Origin of the sequence: Albimonas pacifica (genome assembly GCF_900113695.1) — a bacterium.
In the GTDB taxonomy this organism is placed as follows: domain Bacteria; phylum Pseudomonadota; class Alphaproteobacteria; order Rhodobacterales; family Rhodobacteraceae; genus Albimonas; species Albimonas pacifica.
Genome location: NZ_FOQH01000010.1, coordinates 1 through 14470, shown reverse-complemented (window position 1 = coordinate 14470; position 14470 = coordinate 1). Strand labels below are relative to the sequence as shown.

Genomic DNA, 14470 nt, shown 5'->3' with positions numbered 1-14470 from the left:
GGTCACAGCGTCTTCCAATCGTCGCCCCCCTCGTCGTCCGGGTCGGTGTAATCGCGTGTCGTCCGGTCGACCGTCTCGCGCGTCGCGATCCACGGGCGGGAAGACACGCCGTAGCGCGCTTCGTCTGCCGCATGGTCTTCAGCGTCGGTGTCGAGGTCTTCCGCCCGGTTCGGGTCGTGTTGCAGCGTCGGGACGGTTCGAATGAAATCCCGGCAGGCTTCGGTCACGAAGAGCATGGGCCGCCCGTCCTGGCCGCGGAGGCGGGACCTCATCAGATCCCAGCCGCCCATATGTCCGCGCCCAGCGACGCGCTTGTTGTCGCCGCGCTTCCAGTGGACGCCCCGAAGGATCATCCGTTGCGCGATGGAAGGGCCGCCGTCCTCGGCGAAGGCCGCGGGGTCGATCACCCCGTAGGACATGCGCTCGCCCTTCTCGCGCTCCTTGATGCCGTCCGCGACCTCTTCGGCCGTCATGCGGAGACCGACGTTCGGCTTGGTCGCGCCATACCACTCGCGGTATCGAACCATCGCGCCCCGCGGGATCGTCTGCCCGCCGAACTGCGTATCGTCACTCGCCACCGCCCACCAGCCGACCGAGAAGGGCGCCGCGAAGCCCCAGTCCATAGACCGGAACCGCATCCAATCTTCCGGCGGGCTCCAGCGCGGCAGAACGTGCCGTTTTTCGTCCCACTCGGCGAAGAAGGCTCCGTCAATGGCGCTCCAGTCGCCATCCAGCCAAGCGCGCACCAGCTCGGCCGCGCCGACCATCTTGAGCCGGTCGACGTATCCGGGGTCTGCCGCCAGGAGCGCCTTGTTGTCCGTGATGCGCGACGGGATCACCGCCGCGTCGATCTCGCCCTCGTTGATCTTCACCCGGCGAAGCGCCGGCTTCCTCGGGAACGGGTGAAGCCCGAACCGATCCCTGATCCACGTCTGCCCAGGGCCGCCAGGGTTGGCCGAAAGGACCATCTGGATCGGCACACCTCCAGCCGAGCGCAGCACGCCGAACAGCTTGTCGATGGGAGCCGGCGATGCGTATTGCCCGGCCTCCTCTATCCATGCGTCGCTGAGGTTTCGCCCCTGCCACTCGTCGGCGTCCGTCACCTTGTCGAGGTAGCGGAAGGCGATGCGCCCGCCGCTCGGGCCGCGCCACGACAGCTTGCTCTCGTTGTATTTCCACCCCAGCGGGAGGAAGAGCTGCTTGCTCCGCTCGATGGCGTCCTCGGACGAAACCGTCGTCCGCCGGAACATGATCGCGTTGAAGCCCTCGCCGTATCGGGCCTCCTTCGCGGCCCACTTCCCGAGCATCCCGTCCGTCTTCCCGCCGCCGCGAGCCCCGCCGAAGAACACCAGCGGAAGCGGGCATTCCATGAGCGCGTGCTGCGGCCCGGCTTGCGGCGCCCAGACGGTTTCGGTTCTCATCCCTCGTCCGCGTGCCGCTCCGCCCACTCGTCCGCGGTCATCGGCTTCTCGGAAACGACGCGCTGGACCATCTCGCCGGTGTGCTCGATGGCCGCGAGGCGGGCGTGAACGTAGGGCGCCGCAGCCTTGGCCGCGTCCATGCGCTCAGACTGCTCGGCGGCCTCGTCCCGCATGACCTTCAGCATATATTCAAGCGGCGTAATGCCTTCACCGTTGGCCGCTTCACGCCGCTGCCTGGTCTTCTGGTTCGTCGCGCCCTTGGGCCGACCCGCGCCGGCCCTGTGTCCGCCATGTCGGGTCAACTTGATTTCCTCTTGATTTCTTCCCTCAGGCGTAAGCGAACGGAAGCGTGCGCCGGACGCTCATGCCGGGCGTGATGCGGATGCGCTCGGCGTGGACCTGCGACTTGACCCCGCCGTCATCCATGATGACCTCCAGCCGGCCGAAGCCGCCGTTGCCGGAAACCCAGTCCGTGGCGGCCACGGTGATGGTGATCTCACGGGTTCCCGCGTTGGTGATGGCGACGGTCGCCTCCAGCGGGCGGGCCTGCTGATCGAGGGCGTAGGCCGTGAACGTCTCGGATGCGAGGGAGCCGGAACCGGCCACGGTGACCACGCGAGAGACGGTCTGACCGGCGGCGACGCGAAGCATCAGGCCACGGCCTCGACGTGGATCACGTCGCCCTCGCCCAGCTTGGGGATGTAGTCCACCGCGCCGACCGGGATCAGCGCGACGAAGGCCGTGGGGCTCGCGTCGGCGTTGACGTTCACATAGACCGCAGCGGTGTGAGTGTTGGTGATCTTGGCGTGCTCGTCTTTCCGGGCCGTGACCGTGAAGCTCGCGCTTCCGGTGGTGGCGGTCATCACCTCGCAGGCGCCGGAGCGGGGCACGAAGAGCGGGGCGCCAGTGTAGAGGTCCCGGCCGAAGTTGATGGCGACGGTCATGCTCGCCTCCTGTCAGCCGCTGATGGGCAGGATGTGGACGTCGGGCTGCTTGTCGAGGTTCGTGGAGCGGATGTATTGGTCCGTCCCGTCGTAGAACACGTCGAGAGGACGACCGATGCCGCGGACCGTCGCTCCGTCGTTGGGGAGCAGCGTGTCGGTGTTGCCGGAGAGCGCGAGCGGCGAGCCACTCGTGTAGGTCCCGTCTGCGTAGTCGATCCAGCCCGCAGACAGGTTGCGGAGGTTGAAGGTCCCGCCGGCGCAGGTGATGATCGGCATGTGCGGCCCTCCTCAAACGCGAACGCCCCGCCGGTTAGGGCAGGGCGTTTCATCTTCTCGCAAGAAACCGCAGTTTCCGGATATGACATTTTCAGACCTACGGTCTGTCGTCAAGCCTTTTGTTGCATCCCGAAGTGCTCCGCCAGCGCTTCCAGTCCCGCCAGGAGCCCCGCCCCGCTGTGGGGCAGGCGGTCATCGCAGCAGACGTCCTCGACCGAAGGCAGGACGTGCGGACCGCATTCCCGCAGGACCGCTTGCGCTGAGGCGTGAGCGGCCATGGCGGCCTTCCGGCTGTCAGGGTCCCAGTTTTCAGACCCTCCCCTCACAGCCCCGTAGGATGCGCTCTGAGCTGACCTCGGCGGCAGGCCCTTGGCGAGGCGGTAAGCCTGCTCGACGGCGGCGTATCGCTTGCCAGCCCCGAGGAAGGCCTTCGCCTTGTCCTCGTCCGGCTTTCCGAACATGCCGCGGATGTATAGGCGACCGAGCATGAAGCCTTCGTTCGGATCGAGAACGGCCCTGCGGTTGGCGGCGGTTGGAGCGATGCCACGCTCCCGACAGCGACGCTCCGCCACGACCGAGACGGCGGCGTCGGCTTCCTTGCGGGTGGCGCGGCCGTTGGGCTCCCGGTCGGGGAGGATGCCGGCGGCCTTGGCTTCGCGGGCAGCGGCCTTGCGGCGGCGGGTTTCGGCGACGCTGGTCATCGCGAATACCCCCGAAGATGCAGGAAGGACTCCAGGGCCTCTGAGCCCTTGGGATAGTCGCTGGAGACGGGCGGCCGGTCAGCCCAGTCTTTCAGCTTCGGCCGGGCTTTCTTTCGCGGCGGCGGGGCGTCGTCCATGTCGTTCTGCTCGGTCATTGTCCTGCCTCTCGTTCTGCTCGGGGTGGGGTCAGGATGCGGGGTGCGCGCGGCGGTCGGCCGCGATCCTCCAGGCCACATGGCCGATCAGCCAGCGCCGCCCCCGCTCCGTGGGTTGCCACAGGATCGCTCGGTCCTTGGACAAGCCGCCGGCTGTCTGAACCAGCCCCATGGCCTTGAGCATCCGAAGCGCGCTGTGCGCTGCGCTTAGAGGGGCTGAGCCGCCGTCCTTGTCGGGCATCCGGCGGGCGACGGTGCGGGCGGAAGCTGGCGTATTGCCTTTTTCGAGATACGCGATCCCCATCGCGCGCATGGCCTGCGCCTGTCGGTGGGTGAGCGGGGACATGCGGGGAGATGCGTCAAGCATTGAGCAGGCCCTCTGTTTTCCAGATTTCGTGGGTCTCGACCAAGGCCCGGAGAGCCTGGGCGGCGAGGTAATCCTGCCCGTAGTCCATCCACCGGCTGTCCGCTCGGTCGTATATCGAGTGGCAATCGCTGCACCCGAAGAACGCCGCGGTGTCGGGGCACTTGCGCCCCATGCCGCCGGTCTTGACGTGGCACAGAACGGTGGTTTCAGGATTCCGATTGCAGGCCCCGGCGAGGCGGAGCGTGCATTCCCGGCCGCGGGCGGATTGGCGAAGCTTCGGGTTCATGCAGCCGCCTCCCGCTCTGCCCGCTCGCGCAGGGCCTCCTCGATCTGCCGCGCTCTGGCGACCGACGCCTCCGCCTCCTTCAGATCCTGCGCCTTGCCCTTGGACCCGCGCTGACCGGCGGCCAAAAGCTTCTTGATCGCGTGCTGGCAGGCCGGGCAGGTGACGCCGAACGCGATCAGGACCTCGTAGACGTCATGCTCGGTTCCATCCAAGAACCGCTTCCGGTAAGTGCTCATGCGGCGACCTCCCCCGTGACCCGCGCCTCGCACCAGTCGAGCACCGCCGTCTTGGATGCTTGGAACCGCTGCGCCCCCATCGACCGGACGCTCTGGCTCTCCGCCGTGGCGACGATCACAAGCGGGCCTTGAACGCTGGCAATGCAGTATTCCCGGTGCATGGCCGGGATCGCCGCCGCCATCCGCTCGGCCGCGGCCTTCGACCCGGCGTCGATGGTGTTGACCACCCGGTAGCCAGTGGCGATCAACGCATGCTTCCGGAAGGCTTCCGGGTTCGCCGCCCAGGGCTGGTCGGCGTCATCCTCGTGGATGTTCGCCCACATGTCGCGGATCTGGGCGAACTGGTGGCGGTGGCTTGCCATGGAGCGCTGCCGCTCGATGGTCAGGATCAGGCTCTCGCCGTGGCGGAAGGCATCGAGGCAGCGGCGGAGGGCGGAGCGGAGCGGGAAGAACCCGCCCCTCTCGTCCCACTTGGCCACGATGCAGAAGTCATCTTCGGTCATGGCTGCACCTCAGAAGGGCAGATCGTCGCCGTCGAGGTCGTCAGCCGGGGCCTGTCCTCGATACGCCGTCTCATGCTTGGGGTCTGCGAAGCCGCGACCGCTGTCCTGCCGGTCCTCCCCGCCGCCCGCTGGATCGAGGAACGTCAGTTCCCCGCCGAACGGCCGGATGGTGACCTCGGTGCTGTAGCGGTCCTGGCCAGACTGATCCTGCCACTTCCGGGTTTCCAGCTTGCCTTCGACGTAGACCTTGGAGCCCTTCTTGAGGTAGCGCTCGGCGTTGTTCGCGATGACCTCGTTGAAGATGGCAACCTTGTGGAACTCTGCCCGTTCTTTTCTTTCGCCCGTCTGCTTGTCGCGCCAAGTCTCGTTCGTGACTACGGTCAAGTTGCAGACTTTACCCCCATTGGCGAAATTTCGCGTTTCGGGATCGCGGGCGCAATTGCCAATGATGATGACCTTATTAACCGATCCGCTCATAGCTGACCCCTCGGCTGATGTTGCTAACAGTTCCAACGTTCACATTGAGAGCCGCGGCAACCTCTGATGGTCTTTCCCCGGCATTGAGACGCCGCCTGATTTCTTGGAGCTGCCATTCCACCAGATGCTTGCGCCGGCCGCCGGCTGTTCGCCCTTTGGCCATCGCGTCGGCCATGTTTTCGCGGCGAGATCCAAGGAAAAGATGCTTTGGGTTTACGCACCAGCGGTTGTCGCATTGGTGACAAACGTCCATGCCGGACGGAATATCGCCTACGAACAATAAGAATGCCTTCCTGTGCGCCCCCATGTTCTTTCCAAGATATGTCGCGTGCCCGTATCCGTTACCCTTGTACGCGCCCATCCACACCCAGCACTCGCTGTCAGAAGAGAAGTCCTTCACCAGCCGCAAGAACGACACGGCAGCCTTGTTGACGCTGCTCATGCGATCATCCCCAGCGCGTTCATGTAGAGTTCCAGCATGGCTTCCTCCTCAGAGCGCTCCTCCGGCCGCTTCTTCCGGAGGGCCACAATCTTGCGGAGGGTCGCCGCGTCGAAGCCGTTGCCCTTGGCCTCGGCGTAGACCTCCTTGATCTGCTCCGAGACCTCGGCCTTCTCGGCTTCGAGGGTTTCGATGCGCTCCACGATGGCGCGAAGCTGGCCGGCCGAAACGGTGGTGGTCGAGAAATCGTCTTCCATGGTATCAGTCCTCCATCACGTTCATTGCTTCGGCGTCGATCACTTCGTCCCACGCCATCACGCGGTCACACGCCTTTTCCTCGGCCTCCGCCTCATCTCGCGCGTAGACCGTGATCTCCTTCGTCCGTTCCTGCTGGAACTTCACTTCGACCGTGAAACGGGGCATGCTCAGCCCTCCTTGGCGATGCTGTAGATTGCGAACCGGGGGCCTTCCTCCGGGCGCTCGGAGAGGATCGGAAGACCCTCCCCCTTCAATTCGTGGATGCGCGCGGCGAGGCGGTCGCAGCCGAACAGGTCCTGAGCCTGTCGGGGCGTGATGCTGTTGCCGGCCTCCAGGTGGGCGCGGATCTGGGCGCGCTGCGTCGTGATGGACTGCTCGGTCATTCGGCGGCCTCCTCGGCGAGGGCGCGAAGGATGGCGGCGGCACGGTCATAGGCCTCCTTCTCCAGCCGCTCGACCTCGGGCCAGTCCCGATCCGCCAGCGCGCGATTGAAGGCGGCCTCGTCAGCATCGGAGCCGAAGGCAGCCTCAGCGGCCACGAACGACCGACGCTGCGCCTCGGTCATCGGCCCGCGCTCGCGAACCTTGTCCATGAGCGCCCGCAGTTTCTCAGCCCTCGTCATTCGGCGGCCTCCTTCGCAGCGGCCTGCTCGGCCTGCGTGGTCTTGATCAGCTTCTCGATCTCAGCCCACGCCCCGGGAGCTTCACGCTTGATCGCCTCGACAAGATCAGCCTGCCGGCGGAGGGCTTCCGCCTGCTGCTCCGGGTTGTCGCGAAGATCGATGTAGAGGCGCTTGGCGCGTTCGATCACAGGCTCGCCATGCGCAATCGATTTTCCTGCATCAGGAGCCCCGGCTTGCTTCTCAGCCTGCCGAGTGGCCTGAGAACGAGAGGTGGCGCTCTGGGACCCGCTGGCGGGCTCTGCGGGGGCGGCAGCCTTCCGGTCCACCGCCTCCATCTCTTTCGCGCTGGCGAACTCCCCGCCCGACAGGCCGAGGCACGCCAATGCGCGGCCGATTGCGGAGGTCTCCGCGTTCTCCAGCGCCGAGGTCGAGTTGACTTGGCCCTGACCGCGGATCTCCTCCGCATAGCCCGAGCCGATAACGTTGCCGGCGGTATCGCGGACGACGGCGCGGACCACGATGGGCGAGCCCTTCTCGGAGCCCCACTGGATCACCTCGGTTTCGACGCCGAGTTCGGACCCGCAGTGGCGGCGGAAGATCTCCACCCGCACCGCGACGGAGGTGTATTTCTTCCCCCGCCGCATCTCGATCCCGTTCGCGTTCTCGGCGCGAGCGGCCTCGATCATCTTCGCGAAGTCCATCACGCGGCCTCCTTCATCTCGCTGAGAAGCGCGAGTTCCGTCTCGCACTCCCACGCCAGGAGCCGGTGGCGGACCGCCTCGTCCCGGTAGTGCTTCCACCACTCGTCGGGCTCGCTGCACTCGTCAGCCAGCGCCGTGAAGCGGTCGGCCTCGGCGTTGTGGTAGTCCCGGTAGCGCCGGTGGACGCCAGCGGCCCCCTCGCCAAGAACAGCGGGCGCGATCTGGTTCGGCTTGCGAATGCTCATGGTCAGGCCCTCCGGATGCTGATGGTTTCGCCGCCGTTCGACAGCCGCGCGCCAGGGACCGTGCGGCCGGCCTCCAGCGCCTTCTTGATCGCGGTCTTGTCCGCCTCGATCTTCTCCCGGCGCAGGTCTTCCGGGAGGCAGGACGGCTCGCCGTCGTAGATCAGGGACGGGGCCACGGCGCGGACGCTCACCGTCGCCAGTGCGTGTGGCAGCTTCCGCAGGCCAGTCGCCCGCATCAGCGACGCCAGCTTGTCCTTGATGTGCTGGGAGCGGGCCGACAGAACCGAAGCGCGCGCGGCGTATTCCTGCGCCAGCGCCTTGTTCGCGTCGGCCTGCGCGTCGGCCTCGAACATGGCCTTCAGCAGAACCCCGGCGACCTCGTGAAAGTCGGTCTCGCCTTCGAGCATGTCCGCGACGAGCTGGTCATCCTCGCCGAAGTCCGCGCGAAGGTCCGCCGCGAACCGCTCGTAGATGTGGGTCTCAATCAGCATCGGAGCCTCCACGCCCGACCACGCCGCGCACCAGGGCGGCAATCCGGGCTTTGCTTTCCTCAGAAGGTTCGGCGCGCGGGGGCTCTTCCTCCGCGGCCTTGCGCTTGGTAAGCTCGCGGCTGTAGGGCTCCGCGTGCTGGATCGCTCTCTTGCGGACAGCGGCAGGCGTTGGGCGGACGGTGCTTTCCACGGCGGTCTCGTCCAGCGCCTGCTTCACTGCCCAGCCGGGCAGGTCGCTCAGCGCCATAACCCAATGCTTCTCCGCGACAGCCCGCACCTCGTCAGCCTCCCCGGGCCTGAAGAAGTGGGACAACAGTCCCGAAACCTCCCGGACGATCCGACCAGCGGTCATCCGCGGAGCGCCATCCGTCATCGCCATCAGCGTCGAAGTCGGCGTAGCCGGGATTTCCGGGAGCCTGGGACGCTCGGGCGTCAAGCTCGTCCCACCGGGCGAGCCGGTCGGCAAAGCCGGGGTCTGCCGAACCCACTGGGGTCCGTCTTCCATTCGATCCTCCATTGCTGTGATGCTTGGGAACGCGCCGCATCCAGTTCCGCCACGTCGCCTCCCAATCGAGCTTCGTGGCGTTCTTCCCAGATGCGGAAATCCAGTAGTCCCGGAAGGTGTCGGCCTGCTCCCGGATGACGGCCTCTGGCCATCCCTCCGAAAGCGCCCACCGACCCCAGGCCATGGGCAATGACCAATCCTCAGAAAGGCGAGTGGCTCGGCCTTGCTTTTTGGGAGAAGCGTTAGCTTCTCCTTTTTCTTCTCTTCTCTTCTCTTCTATTCTGCTTGAAGCGGTCGCTTGGCCATGATCGTTATCTTTCATGACCTTAGCAGCGCGTTCGGCTCTGGTTCGCCCACCTTTCGCGCCACTTTCGGCATTGAGTTGAGAGCGAACCGAACGCGAAACGACATCTTCGCGGGCCTTCTCGGACCACAGGAAACCGTTTTCCTCGTAGACCTTCCCGGCCTCGATCAGGTCACGGATGAGGGCCCGCGCCTTCCTGGTCGAGGACCGGAACAGGCCCGCCAGCACCCGGTCCACGTTCGGGACCGGGGCGTCATTCTTGTTGATCGCGTTAACGATCCGGAGGAGCGCGGCCTCCTGCTCTAGGGTCAGGTGCGCAGTGGCGTTGTCCCACTTGGCCGGCACCATCTTGTAGAACTCGCTCATGCGGACAGCCCCCGGCTGGCCCACGGACGGCCAAGGCCCGCTCCGTCAGGCCGACCGCACTCAACCGCGGACCAAACCGCTTGCGCGCTCACCCCGAGAGCCTGACCGGCCTTGCGGAACCCGTCGTAGAACTCCCCTCGGATCTCCACCTTGGTCGCCTGCCCGCCGCCCTTTCCAAGCCCGATCCGGTCGAGCCTCCCAAGGCGGCGCGCCTCCAAAACCCACTGGCGCGACACGTTGAAGTAAGACGCCGCCGCGTCTGCGTTGTCGAACTCGTGCTGGCGTATCTTGATCTTATCTTGCATGGGTCTCCCCGTGTTGATCTGCTCTGCACGCAGTCTACTCGACAAAGGCGTTATCCCCGGCCTGTGAAGAACGGGGATGGATGGCGCTTCTCAGGTATCCCCAGAAGCATCCACAGGATGTTCGGCGGTCCAGCCGTTCTTCGCCGAGACGTCGCGCACCACGTCCGCCGTGAAGTCGGGGGGGAGCGCGCTGTTCAGCGCCCGCACGATCACGACGACCTTCTCCGAGCCTTCAGCGGACAGGCGCTTGTCGATCACGCAGCGGGCGACCTGGGCGTCATCGGCCCATGCGATGCCGTTCAGGGAATCCGCGATCAGCTTGGCGATGTTGTCTGCGTCGGGCTTGCGGGTGTCCCAGCCGGTCGCCAAGGCCTCGGCGCGGCGCTTCTTGGTCCAGCTCTTCGGGATCGCGGCGACGGCGGTGATGTCGAGCAGGACGGGGCCCTCGATGGGGGTGACGCCGGCCTGCAAGGCGTGGTGCTTGACCCACTGCTCCGCGTTGAGCGTGGCCGCGGGGGTGTAGGTGCGTCCGCCGCCGAAGCGGGGGCGGCCCTTGCCCATGGGCTTGCCGGGGATCTCGAAAGCGTAGCGGGTCATTCGCGGCGCTCCAGGCTGTCAAGCGTCCCCGCCCGCCAATGCTTACGGATGGTCTTGGTGTGGCGGCGCAGATGGGACGCGCAGGCGTTGAGCGAAGGGAAATCCACGCCACGCCAGACGACTGGTACGGCCGCTCTCGGACCCCTGTCTCCCATCCCGGCACGATCAGCGGTCCCGCGGCAGTAGGCGCGCCACATGACTTCGCGAGCGACATTCGCGGCACGGGCGGCGGCGGAGATGCTGGGATACAGATCGCCGCGCCACAGGACAGGAACGGGAGCAGACATCACTTCGCCTCCCCGAGCATGGAAAGCTGCTCAGCCGGCGCGGGGCGCTCCACGAACATATCGGGCTGCTTGTAGGCGTCCTCGATCCGCTTGCAGGCAATGTCGAAGTAGCCGGGGTCGATCTCGATCCCGATGCCGCGGCGGCCCAGCTTGGCGCAGGCAACGAGGGTGGTGCCAGAGCCCATGAAAAAATCCAGCACCGTGTCGCCCGGATCGGTCAGAACGCGGACATTCCACGCGATGAGCGCGAACGGCTTCTGTGTTGGATGGGCTACCTTGCCGGGCTGGCCAAAACGGTAGCTGTCGGCGTCAAAAACGTTGTGCTCATACTGGCCGCCGTTCCATTGCCGCCCCGGCTTGTATCCATAGACGGCATGTTCCGCTGCCGAACAGAAGCCAGCGCCGGGGGGCGATGGCGGGGGGCACTTCTTCCGCCAATAGATGAGCCGCGTCGCGAAACCGCTGCCCTCCAACTCGTCCACGATCCGGCCGATCTGCCGATGCCCGCACCAGGCGACGAAGGACCGAGGACCTTTCTGGATAGCAAGGGACATCGCGTCGCCAACGATGCTGGTCATTCCCCGCCAGTCTGTGTCTCCCTTAAAAAAGTCTAGGTTGCGGGTGCCTTTACCCTTTCGTCCGGTGACGGTCGATCCGGCCACCGAAACCGAGTAGGGTGGATCTGTAATCACAGCATCCACCGACCCCAGCGTCGGCAGCACGTCCATGCAGTCGGCGTTGTAGAGCGTGCAGTCGCCTATCTGTTCGACGCGCATCACACGGTCTCCGAATTGGCGGCGGGGCCGGCATCAACGGGGTCCGCTGCCCCGGAGCCGTGCCCCGCCTCGCGCGCCGCCGGGAGGGAGGAGCCAGGGGCGCGCGTCTGAATAAAGGTGCGGCCGGCCCTGTCCCTCAGAGACCGGCCGCAGTTGCCCGACGCGGGACCGGCAACCGAGGGGCTGGCGGGAGCGAGGCGACGGGGATTTGGGCCGGGGATCTCGCTCCCGGCGGGCGTCGCGTGGCTGCATTCCCCGGAGCTATGAAAGCCCGCCGTGGCGGCCCCCTGCGGGACCGTGGTTGACGCCGTGAGGCGCATGCAGCCTTTCACCGGTGCGAACCCGGCTGGAGTATCCCCGCAGGAGGTGTCGATGGAGCGGGCGACGCGCAGGGAGGGGCGCGCCGCCCGCAGACCCCGGCCCGACAGGGGGAGTGCGGCCAGGGTTTGGGGATCAGGGACGGCGCCGGGAGAGGGGTTCCCGTTGCCGTCCCCTGCCAGCGGGGCTGCCCGCCGGGTCTGGGTGAGGGGGGTCATGCCGCGGCCCTCGTGTTGATGGCTCCGCCCCACTGATCGGCGCAGGCAGCTGCCACGCCCTCGAAGGTGCGGGAGCGGAAGCGCCAGCGGTCCGGGCCCGGCGGGGCGCGATGCACAGCGCTCCATGCCTTGTGCTCCTCGGTCCCGGGGGCCGGCGGCGTAAGCTTGTCGGTGGGGGTGAGGGCCGGCAGGCCGCGGGTATAGAACCCCGTCGCCTTGGAGAACGGCTCGCCGAACCACCAGGGCTGCACGATCTGCGGCTTGGGCAGGTCGGCCGGCATCCGCTCGCGGGCGTGGCGGTGCATGATCGGGTTCTCGACCGCCACGCGCTCGACCGGCGCCCGCCAGCACGCGGAGAACAGCGCGACGCCTTCCTCCAGCTCGGCCCACATCTCGGCGTGGGTCCGGCCCGGCGGCGGCGTGGTCAGCCAGCGCACGCCGCTGTTGCAGAGGCGGGTGCAGGGCGGGTGAGCCACCACAAGCAGATCCCAGCCCTCGCCCAGCACGTCGCGGACGTCGCCGGTGATGTGGCGGTTGGAGCCGTCCTCGGCCGGAAGCAGGTCGCAGCTCCACACGTCGAAGCCGCGAGCGGCGAAGGCCCGGCGCATCACGCCCGAGGTCTCGCAGCCGATCAGGACGCGGGCGGTCATGCGGAGCGCCCCCGCATGGCTTCCTCGTGCTCGGCGAGGTTGATTTCGGAGCCGCGAGAAACCTTTCCGCAAGTTTTCCGGCGACCGGCCGCCCAAGAGAGGCGACGGGCCGCGCGCTCTGCCCACCACCGGCCCAGCGCGCTCAAGCGCAGGGCGGCGATGATCTCGGCAGTGAAGATTGCGCGCAGGACGGTCATGCCGGCGCCCCGCTGATCGCGGCGAGCGCGGCGTCGCGCATTTCCGGGTCCGTCACCGCGCGCCCGACCACCCAGCCGGACGGCGCGTTGACGCCATCCCACCAGTTCGTGGCGGTCTTGCCGTCGACCTTGAAGACGTGCGCGGCGTGCTCCGGGCTTTCGAAGTTGTCGCGGATGAACTCGCTCCACGCTGCGGCGAAGTGCTGGCGATAGGTCAGGGCCTCACGGCGGCCGGAAAACTTTCGGGAAGACATGCTGGGGGCTCCAATCTCATGTTGCTGCTGTGCGATGCAGCGAACATCAGCGGAGCGAGGGGCGGCCTGGCCGGGCATGGTCAGGCCGCCTCGCTGCGGAAGCTGTCGGCGCTCACGACGCCGCCAGTCATCTTGAAAATCTCGTCCAGCGCATCGCGTCGCGGAAACGACACGCCAGCGCGCCAGCGCGAGACCGTGGCGCGGGTCGTGCCGAGGCGCTTGGCGACGCTGGCGCAGGTCTCGCCCTTCTCGTCCATCCACTCGCCGAGGGTCGTATGCTTGGTTCGGTCCATACCTCCTGTTACGAAAAACGGAACAGCGGCGCAAGCGAAACTTGTCACGAAGTTCGTAACGCTCTGCCTCAGGTGTTTCGCAATGCGGACCGGCAGGGCAGAACGCTGGCATGAAAACGCGGTTGCGGGAAATCCGGGAAGCCAAGGGAATCAGCCAGCGGGAGCTTGCCCGCCGGCTGAACACGTCCAATGCCTCGATCTCTCGGCTGGAGAACGAGGAAGCGTCCGCCCTGATCAAGCTGGACAGGGCCGCTCGCGAACTCGGCGTGACGCTTTACGATCTCATCTCCGATCGGCCAACGATCGCTGCGGACATGGAGCGCCTGTTTCTGGCGCTTCCTGTTGAACAGCAGCGTGCGGTTCTGGATCTGGCCCGCAGTCTGGCCGCGCAGCAGCGCTGAGCGCCCCCGCGAGGGCGTGCGCCAGGATCGCCAGCGAATCCCCATTCAGGCTGGCGGCAAGGCGTCGAAATTCCTCGCTTTCCGGTGTCCCCATGATCTCCCTCATTTCATCTTCGGCGTGAATTAGTCTGGCAACCTTACGCTAGGCGCCGCTATGGCGCGATATGAGCGTTACGAAAAACGCGACATTTCCCCTTGCCATAGTGTCACGATAAACGTAACACTCTCCCCACACCGCCCGCCGCAGACCCTCACCGAGGTGAGCCGGGGCAGCAGATGGAGAGACAGACCGATGGCGAAGAAGTCCAAGCCGGCCGAGGCCCCCGAGACCATCGAGTGCGTGAAGGGCTTCGACGCCGACTTCCGCTGCCGGGGCTTCCAGTATGCGGTCGGCGAGACCTACCGCCATGAGGGCAGGGTCGAAGCCTGCGCCTCCGGGTTCCACGCCTGCGAGCACCCGCTGGACGTGTTCAACTACTACGATCCGGCTTCGAGCCGCTTCGCCGTCGTGGATATGGGTGGCGAGACGCAGCGGCACAGAGATGACACCAAGATCGCCTCCGCCGAGATCACCATCAAGGCGGAGATCGGCCTGCCGGAGGTGATCGACCGGGCCATCCGCTACGTTTTCGCCCGGGCCACGCCCGAGAACCATGAGCACGCCACGGGCGTCAGCGGCGCGGCCTCCGCCACGGGCTACAGCGGCGCGGCCTCCGCCACGGGCGTCAGCGGCGCGGCCTCCGCCACGGGCGTCAGCGGCGCGGCCTCCGCCACGGGCGGAGGGGGCGCGGCCTCCGCCACGGGCGAAGGGGGCGCGGCCTCCGCCACGGGCTCCAGCGGCGCGGCCTCCGCCACGGGCTACAGGGGCGCGGCCTCC

The 14470-nt window shown here is 66.9% G+C and carries 31 protein-coding genes; 2 read left to right on the top strand and 29 right to left on the bottom strand.

The window, feature by feature from the left end:
- Positions 1 to 2: 2 nt before the first annotated feature.
- From BM064_RS20355 to BM064_RS20230, 29 genes are all read right to left on the bottom strand, one after another.
- Positions 3 to 1421, bottom strand: a complete 1419-nt coding sequence (locus tag BM064_RS20355; protein WP_092863075.1) for a phage terminase large subunit — start codon at positions 1419 to 1421, stop codon at positions 3 to 5.
- Positions 1418 to 1723: a hypothetical protein gene (locus BM064_RS20350; RefSeq protein ID WP_177236344.1), complete on the bottom strand. Its 306-nt coding sequence runs from the start codon at positions 1721 to 1723 to the stop codon at positions 1418 to 1420. The genes BM064_RS20355 and BM064_RS20350 overlap by 4 nt, the downstream gene beginning before the upstream one ends.
- Before the next feature lie 25 nt (positions 1724 to 1748).
- Positions 1749 to 2072: a hypothetical protein gene (locus BM064_RS20345; protein WP_092863072.1), complete on the bottom strand. Its 324-nt coding sequence runs from the start codon at positions 2070 to 2072 to the stop codon at positions 1749 to 1751.
- Positions 2072 to 2365 (bottom strand): hypothetical protein, encoded by a 294-nt coding sequence (locus BM064_RS20340; protein WP_092863069.1) that lies wholly within the window; start codon positions 2363 to 2365, stop codon positions 2072 to 2074. The genes BM064_RS20345 and BM064_RS20340 overlap by 1 nt, the downstream gene beginning before the upstream one ends.
- A 12-nt stretch (positions 2366 to 2377) precedes the next feature.
- Positions 2378 to 2641 carry a hypothetical protein gene (locus tag BM064_RS20335; RefSeq protein ID WP_092863066.1) on the bottom strand — a complete coding sequence of 88 codons (264 nt, stop codon included), beginning with the start codon at positions 2639 to 2641 and terminating at the stop codon, positions 2378 to 2380.
- A gap of 110 nt (positions 2642 to 2751) precedes the next feature.
- Positions 2752 to 3342: a hypothetical protein gene (locus BM064_RS20330; RefSeq protein WP_092863063.1), complete on the bottom strand. Its 591-nt coding sequence runs from the start codon at positions 3340 to 3342 to the stop codon at positions 2752 to 2754.
- Complete coding sequence (locus tag BM064_RS27590; RefSeq protein WP_177236343.1) at positions 3339 to 3497, bottom strand: hypothetical protein; 159 nt, start codon at positions 3495 to 3497, stop codon at positions 3339 to 3341. The genes BM064_RS20330 and BM064_RS27590 overlap by 4 nt, the downstream gene beginning before the upstream one ends.
- 31 nt (positions 3498 to 3528) lie before the next feature.
- The gene (locus BM064_RS20325; RefSeq protein ID WP_143103396.1) at positions 3529 to 3843 is read right to left on the bottom strand and encodes a hypothetical protein; all 315 of its coding nucleotides are present in this window, start codon (positions 3841 to 3843) and stop codon (positions 3529 to 3531) included.
- Between the two features lie 13 nt (positions 3844 to 3856).
- Positions 3857 to 4150, bottom strand: coding sequence for a nuclease domain-containing protein (locus BM064_RS20320; RefSeq protein ID WP_092863057.1), 294 nt, complete (start codon positions 4148 to 4150; stop codon positions 3857 to 3859).
- The gene (locus BM064_RS20315) at positions 4147 to 4386 is read right to left on the bottom strand and encodes a hypothetical protein (protein WP_092863054.1); all 240 of its coding nucleotides are present in this window, start codon (positions 4384 to 4386) and stop codon (positions 4147 to 4149) included. Before BM064_RS20315 ends, BM064_RS20320 begins: the two co-directional genes overlap by 4 nt.
- A complete protein-coding gene (locus BM064_RS20310) occupies positions 4383 to 4889 on the bottom strand; it encodes a hypothetical protein (RefSeq protein ID WP_092863051.1) in 507 nt (168 codons plus the stop codon). The genes BM064_RS20315 and BM064_RS20310 overlap by 4 nt, the downstream gene beginning before the upstream one ends.
- Before the next feature lie 9 nt (positions 4890 to 4898).
- Positions 4899 to 5366, bottom strand: a complete 468-nt coding sequence (ssb, locus tag BM064_RS20305; RefSeq protein ID WP_092863048.1) for a single-stranded DNA-binding protein — start codon at positions 5364 to 5366, stop codon at positions 4899 to 4901.
- Complete coding sequence (locus BM064_RS20300; protein ID WP_092863045.1) at positions 5350 to 5808, bottom strand: HNH endonuclease; 459 nt, start codon at positions 5806 to 5808, stop codon at positions 5350 to 5352. The genes ssb and BM064_RS20300 overlap by 17 nt, the downstream gene beginning before the upstream one ends.
- On the bottom strand, positions 5805 to 6062 hold the full coding sequence (locus BM064_RS20295) for a DUF2312 domain-containing protein (RefSeq protein WP_092863042.1): 258 nt from the start codon (positions 6060 to 6062) through the stop codon (positions 5805 to 5807). The genes BM064_RS20300 and BM064_RS20295 overlap by 4 nt, the downstream gene beginning before the upstream one ends.
- Positions 6063 to 6066: 4 nt before the next feature.
- Entirely contained in the window at positions 6067 to 6228 is a 162-nt protein-coding gene (locus BM064_RS27585) for a hypothetical protein (protein WP_177236342.1), read from the bottom strand.
- 2 nt (positions 6229 to 6230) lie between these two features.
- Positions 6231 to 6446, bottom strand: a complete 216-nt coding sequence (locus BM064_RS20290) for a helix-turn-helix domain-containing protein (RefSeq protein WP_092863039.1) — start codon at positions 6444 to 6446, stop codon at positions 6231 to 6233.
- The gene (locus tag BM064_RS20285) at positions 6443 to 6685 is read right to left on the bottom strand and encodes a hypothetical protein (RefSeq protein ID WP_092863036.1); all 243 of its coding nucleotides are present in this window, start codon (positions 6683 to 6685) and stop codon (positions 6443 to 6445) included. The genes BM064_RS20290 and BM064_RS20285 overlap by 4 nt, the downstream gene beginning before the upstream one ends.
- Positions 6682 to 7386, bottom strand: coding sequence for a hypothetical protein (locus BM064_RS20280; RefSeq protein WP_092863033.1), 705 nt, complete (start codon positions 7384 to 7386; stop codon positions 6682 to 6684). The genes BM064_RS20285 and BM064_RS20280 overlap by 4 nt, the downstream gene beginning before the upstream one ends.
- Complete coding sequence (locus tag BM064_RS20275; protein WP_092863030.1) at positions 7386 to 7631, bottom strand: hypothetical protein; 246 nt, start codon at positions 7629 to 7631, stop codon at positions 7386 to 7388. The genes BM064_RS20280 and BM064_RS20275 overlap by 1 nt, the downstream gene beginning before the upstream one ends.
- 2 nt (positions 7632 to 7633) lie before the next feature.
- Positions 7634 to 8122: a siphovirus Gp157 family protein gene (locus tag BM064_RS20270; RefSeq protein WP_092863027.1), complete on the bottom strand. Its 489-nt coding sequence runs from the start codon at positions 8120 to 8122 to the stop codon at positions 7634 to 7636.
- Positions 8112 to 8369 (bottom strand): hypothetical protein, encoded by a 258-nt coding sequence (locus BM064_RS20265; protein WP_092863024.1) that lies wholly within the window; start codon positions 8367 to 8369, stop codon positions 8112 to 8114. The genes BM064_RS20270 and BM064_RS20265 overlap by 11 nt, the downstream gene beginning before the upstream one ends.
- Positions 8370 to 8403: 34 nt before the next feature.
- Positions 8404 to 9297 (bottom strand): DUF1376 domain-containing protein, encoded by an 894-nt coding sequence (locus BM064_RS20260; protein WP_143103395.1) that lies wholly within the window; start codon positions 9295 to 9297, stop codon positions 8404 to 8406.
- Positions 9294 to 9602 carry a hypothetical protein gene (locus BM064_RS20255; protein WP_092863018.1) on the bottom strand — a complete coding sequence of 103 codons (309 nt, stop codon included), beginning with the start codon at positions 9600 to 9602 and terminating at the stop codon, positions 9294 to 9296. The genes BM064_RS20260 and BM064_RS20255 overlap by 4 nt, the downstream gene beginning before the upstream one ends.
- Before the next feature lie 90 nt (positions 9603 to 9692).
- Positions 9693 to 10199, bottom strand: coding sequence for a RusA family crossover junction endodeoxyribonuclease (locus tag BM064_RS20250; RefSeq protein ID WP_092863015.1), 507 nt, complete (start codon positions 10197 to 10199; stop codon positions 9693 to 9695).
- A gap of 286 nt (positions 10200 to 10485) precedes the next feature.
- On the bottom strand, positions 10486 to 11262 hold the full coding sequence (locus BM064_RS20245; protein WP_092863012.1) for a DNA-methyltransferase: 777 nt from the start codon (positions 11260 to 11262) through the stop codon (positions 10486 to 10488).
- Positions 11263 to 11794: 532 nt separating this feature from the next.
- A complete protein-coding gene (locus tag BM064_RS20240; RefSeq protein WP_092863009.1) occupies positions 11795 to 12448 on the bottom strand; it encodes a hypothetical protein in 654 nt (217 codons plus the stop codon).
- Complete coding sequence (locus tag BM064_RS27065) at positions 12445 to 12645, bottom strand: hypothetical protein (protein ID WP_143103394.1); 201 nt, start codon at positions 12643 to 12645, stop codon at positions 12445 to 12447. The genes BM064_RS20240 and BM064_RS27065 overlap by 4 nt, the downstream gene beginning before the upstream one ends.
- A complete protein-coding gene (locus BM064_RS20235) occupies positions 12642 to 12899 on the bottom strand; it encodes a hypothetical protein (protein WP_245779232.1) in 258 nt (85 codons plus the stop codon). Before BM064_RS20235 ends, BM064_RS27065 begins: the two co-directional genes overlap by 4 nt.
- 80 nt (positions 12900 to 12979) lie before the next feature.
- Positions 12980 to 13192 carry a helix-turn-helix domain-containing protein gene (locus BM064_RS20230; protein ID WP_092863006.1) on the bottom strand — a complete coding sequence of 71 codons (213 nt, stop codon included), beginning with the start codon at positions 13190 to 13192 and terminating at the stop codon, positions 12980 to 12982.
- 110 nt (positions 13193 to 13302) lie between these two features.
- Here BM064_RS20230 and BM064_RS20225 point away from each other — a divergent pair, with 110 nt between their 5' ends.
- Complete coding sequence (locus BM064_RS20225) at positions 13303 to 13593, top strand: helix-turn-helix domain-containing protein (protein ID WP_092863003.1); 291 nt, start codon at positions 13303 to 13305, stop codon at positions 13591 to 13593.
- Positions 13594 to 13885: 292 nt separating this feature from the next.
- On the top strand, positions 13886 to 14470 hold a 585-nt coding region (locus tag BM064_RS27580; protein ID WP_218161091.1), incomplete at its 3' end, for a DUF7666 domain-containing protein.

Coding starts and splice junctions, on each gene's coding strand:
- BM064_RS20355 (WP_092863075.1), bottom strand. CDS start 1,421: ATGAGAACCGAAACCGTCTGGGCGCCGCAAGCCGGGCCGCAGCACGCG.
- BM064_RS20345 (WP_092863072.1), bottom strand. CDS start 2,072: ATGCTTCGCGTCGCCGCCGGTCAGACCGTCTCTCGCGTGGTCACCGTG.
- BM064_RS20340 (WP_092863069.1), bottom strand. CDS start 2,365: ATGACCGTCGCCATCAACTTCGGCCGGGACCTCTACACTGGCGCCCCG.
- BM064_RS20335 (WP_092863066.1), bottom strand. CDS start 2,641: ATGCCGATCATCACCTGCGCCGGCGGGACCTTCAACCTCCGCAACCTG.
- BM064_RS20330 (WP_092863063.1), bottom strand. CDS start 3,342: ATGACCAGCGTCGCCGAAACCCGCCGCCGCAAGGCCGCTGCCCGCGAA.
- BM064_RS27590 (WP_177236343.1), bottom strand. CDS start 3,497: ATGACCGAGCAGAACGACATGGACGACGCCCCGCCGCCGCGAAAGAAA.
- BM064_RS20325 (WP_143103396.1), bottom strand. CDS start 3,843: ATGTCCCCGCTCACCCACCGACAGGCGCAGGCCATGCGCGCGATGGGG.
- BM064_RS20320 (WP_092863057.1), bottom strand. CDS start 4,150: ATGAACCCGAAGCTTCGCCAATCCGCCCGCGGCCGGGAATGCACGCTC.
- BM064_RS20315 (WP_092863054.1), bottom strand. CDS start 4,386: ATGAGCACTTACCGGAAGCGGTTCTTGGATGGAACCGAGCATGACGTC.
- BM064_RS20310 (WP_092863051.1), bottom strand. CDS start 4,889: ATGACCGAAGATGACTTCTGCATCGTGGCCAAGTGGGACGAGAGGGGC.
- ssb (WP_092863048.1), bottom strand. CDS start 5,366: ATGAGCGGATCGGTTAATAAGGTCATCATCATTGGCAATTGCGCCCGC.
- BM064_RS20300 (WP_092863045.1), bottom strand. CDS start 5,808: ATGAGCAGCGTCAACAAGGCTGCCGTGTCGTTCTTGCGGCTGGTGAAG.
- BM064_RS20295 (WP_092863042.1), bottom strand. CDS start 6,062: ATGGAAGACGATTTCTCGACCACCACCGTTTCGGCCGGCCAGCTTCGC.
- BM064_RS27585 (WP_177236342.1), bottom strand. CDS start 6,228: ATGCCCCGTTTCACGGTCGAAGTGAAGTTCCAGCAGGAACGGACGAAG.
- BM064_RS20290 (WP_092863039.1), bottom strand. CDS start 6,446: ATGACCGAGCAGTCCATCACGACGCAGCGCGCCCAGATCCGCGCCCAC.
- BM064_RS20285 (WP_092863036.1), bottom strand. CDS start 6,685: ATGACGAGGGCTGAGAAACTGCGGGCGCTCATGGACAAGGTTCGCGAG.
- BM064_RS20280 (WP_092863033.1), bottom strand. CDS start 7,386: ATGGACTTCGCGAAGATGATCGAGGCCGCTCGCGCCGAGAACGCGAAC.
- BM064_RS20275 (WP_092863030.1), bottom strand. CDS start 7,631: ATGAGCATTCGCAAGCCGAACCAGATCGCGCCCGCTGTTCTTGGCGAG.
- BM064_RS20270 (WP_092863027.1), bottom strand. CDS start 8,122: ATGCTGATTGAGACCCACATCTACGAGCGGTTCGCGGCGGACCTTCGC.
- BM064_RS20265 (WP_092863024.1), bottom strand. CDS start 8,369: ATGGCGCTGAGCGACCTGCCCGGCTGGGCAGTGAAGCAGGCGCTGGAC.
- BM064_RS20260 (WP_143103395.1), bottom strand. CDS start 9,297: ATGAGCGAGTTCTACAAGATGGTGCCGGCCAAGTGGGACAACGCCACT.
- BM064_RS20255 (WP_092863018.1), bottom strand. CDS start 9,602: ATGCAAGATAAGATCAAGATACGCCAGCACGAGTTCGACAACGCAGAC.
- BM064_RS20250 (WP_092863015.1), bottom strand. CDS start 10,199: ATGACCCGCTACGCTTTCGAGATCCCCGGCAAGCCCATGGGCAAGGGC.
- BM064_RS20245 (WP_092863012.1), bottom strand. CDS start 11,262: ATGCGCGTCGAACAGATAGGCGACTGCACGCTCTACAACGCCGACTGC.
- BM064_RS20240 (WP_092863009.1), bottom strand. CDS start 12,448: ATGACCGCCCGCGTCCTGATCGGCTGCGAGACCTCGGGCGTGATGCGC.
- BM064_RS27065 (WP_143103394.1), bottom strand. CDS start 12,645: ATGACCGTCCTGCGCGCAATCTTCACTGCCGAGATCATCGCCGCCCTG.
- BM064_RS20235 (WP_245779232.1), bottom strand. CDS start 12,899: ATGTCTTCCCGAAAGTTTTCCGGCCGCCGTGAGGCCCTGACCTATCGC.
- BM064_RS20230 (WP_092863006.1), bottom strand. CDS start 13,192: ATGGACCGAACCAAGCATACGACCCTCGGCGAGTGGATGGACGAGAAG.
- BM064_RS20225 (WP_092863003.1), top strand. CDS start 13,303: ATGAAAACGCGGTTGCGGGAAATCCGGGAAGCCAAGGGAATCAGCCAG.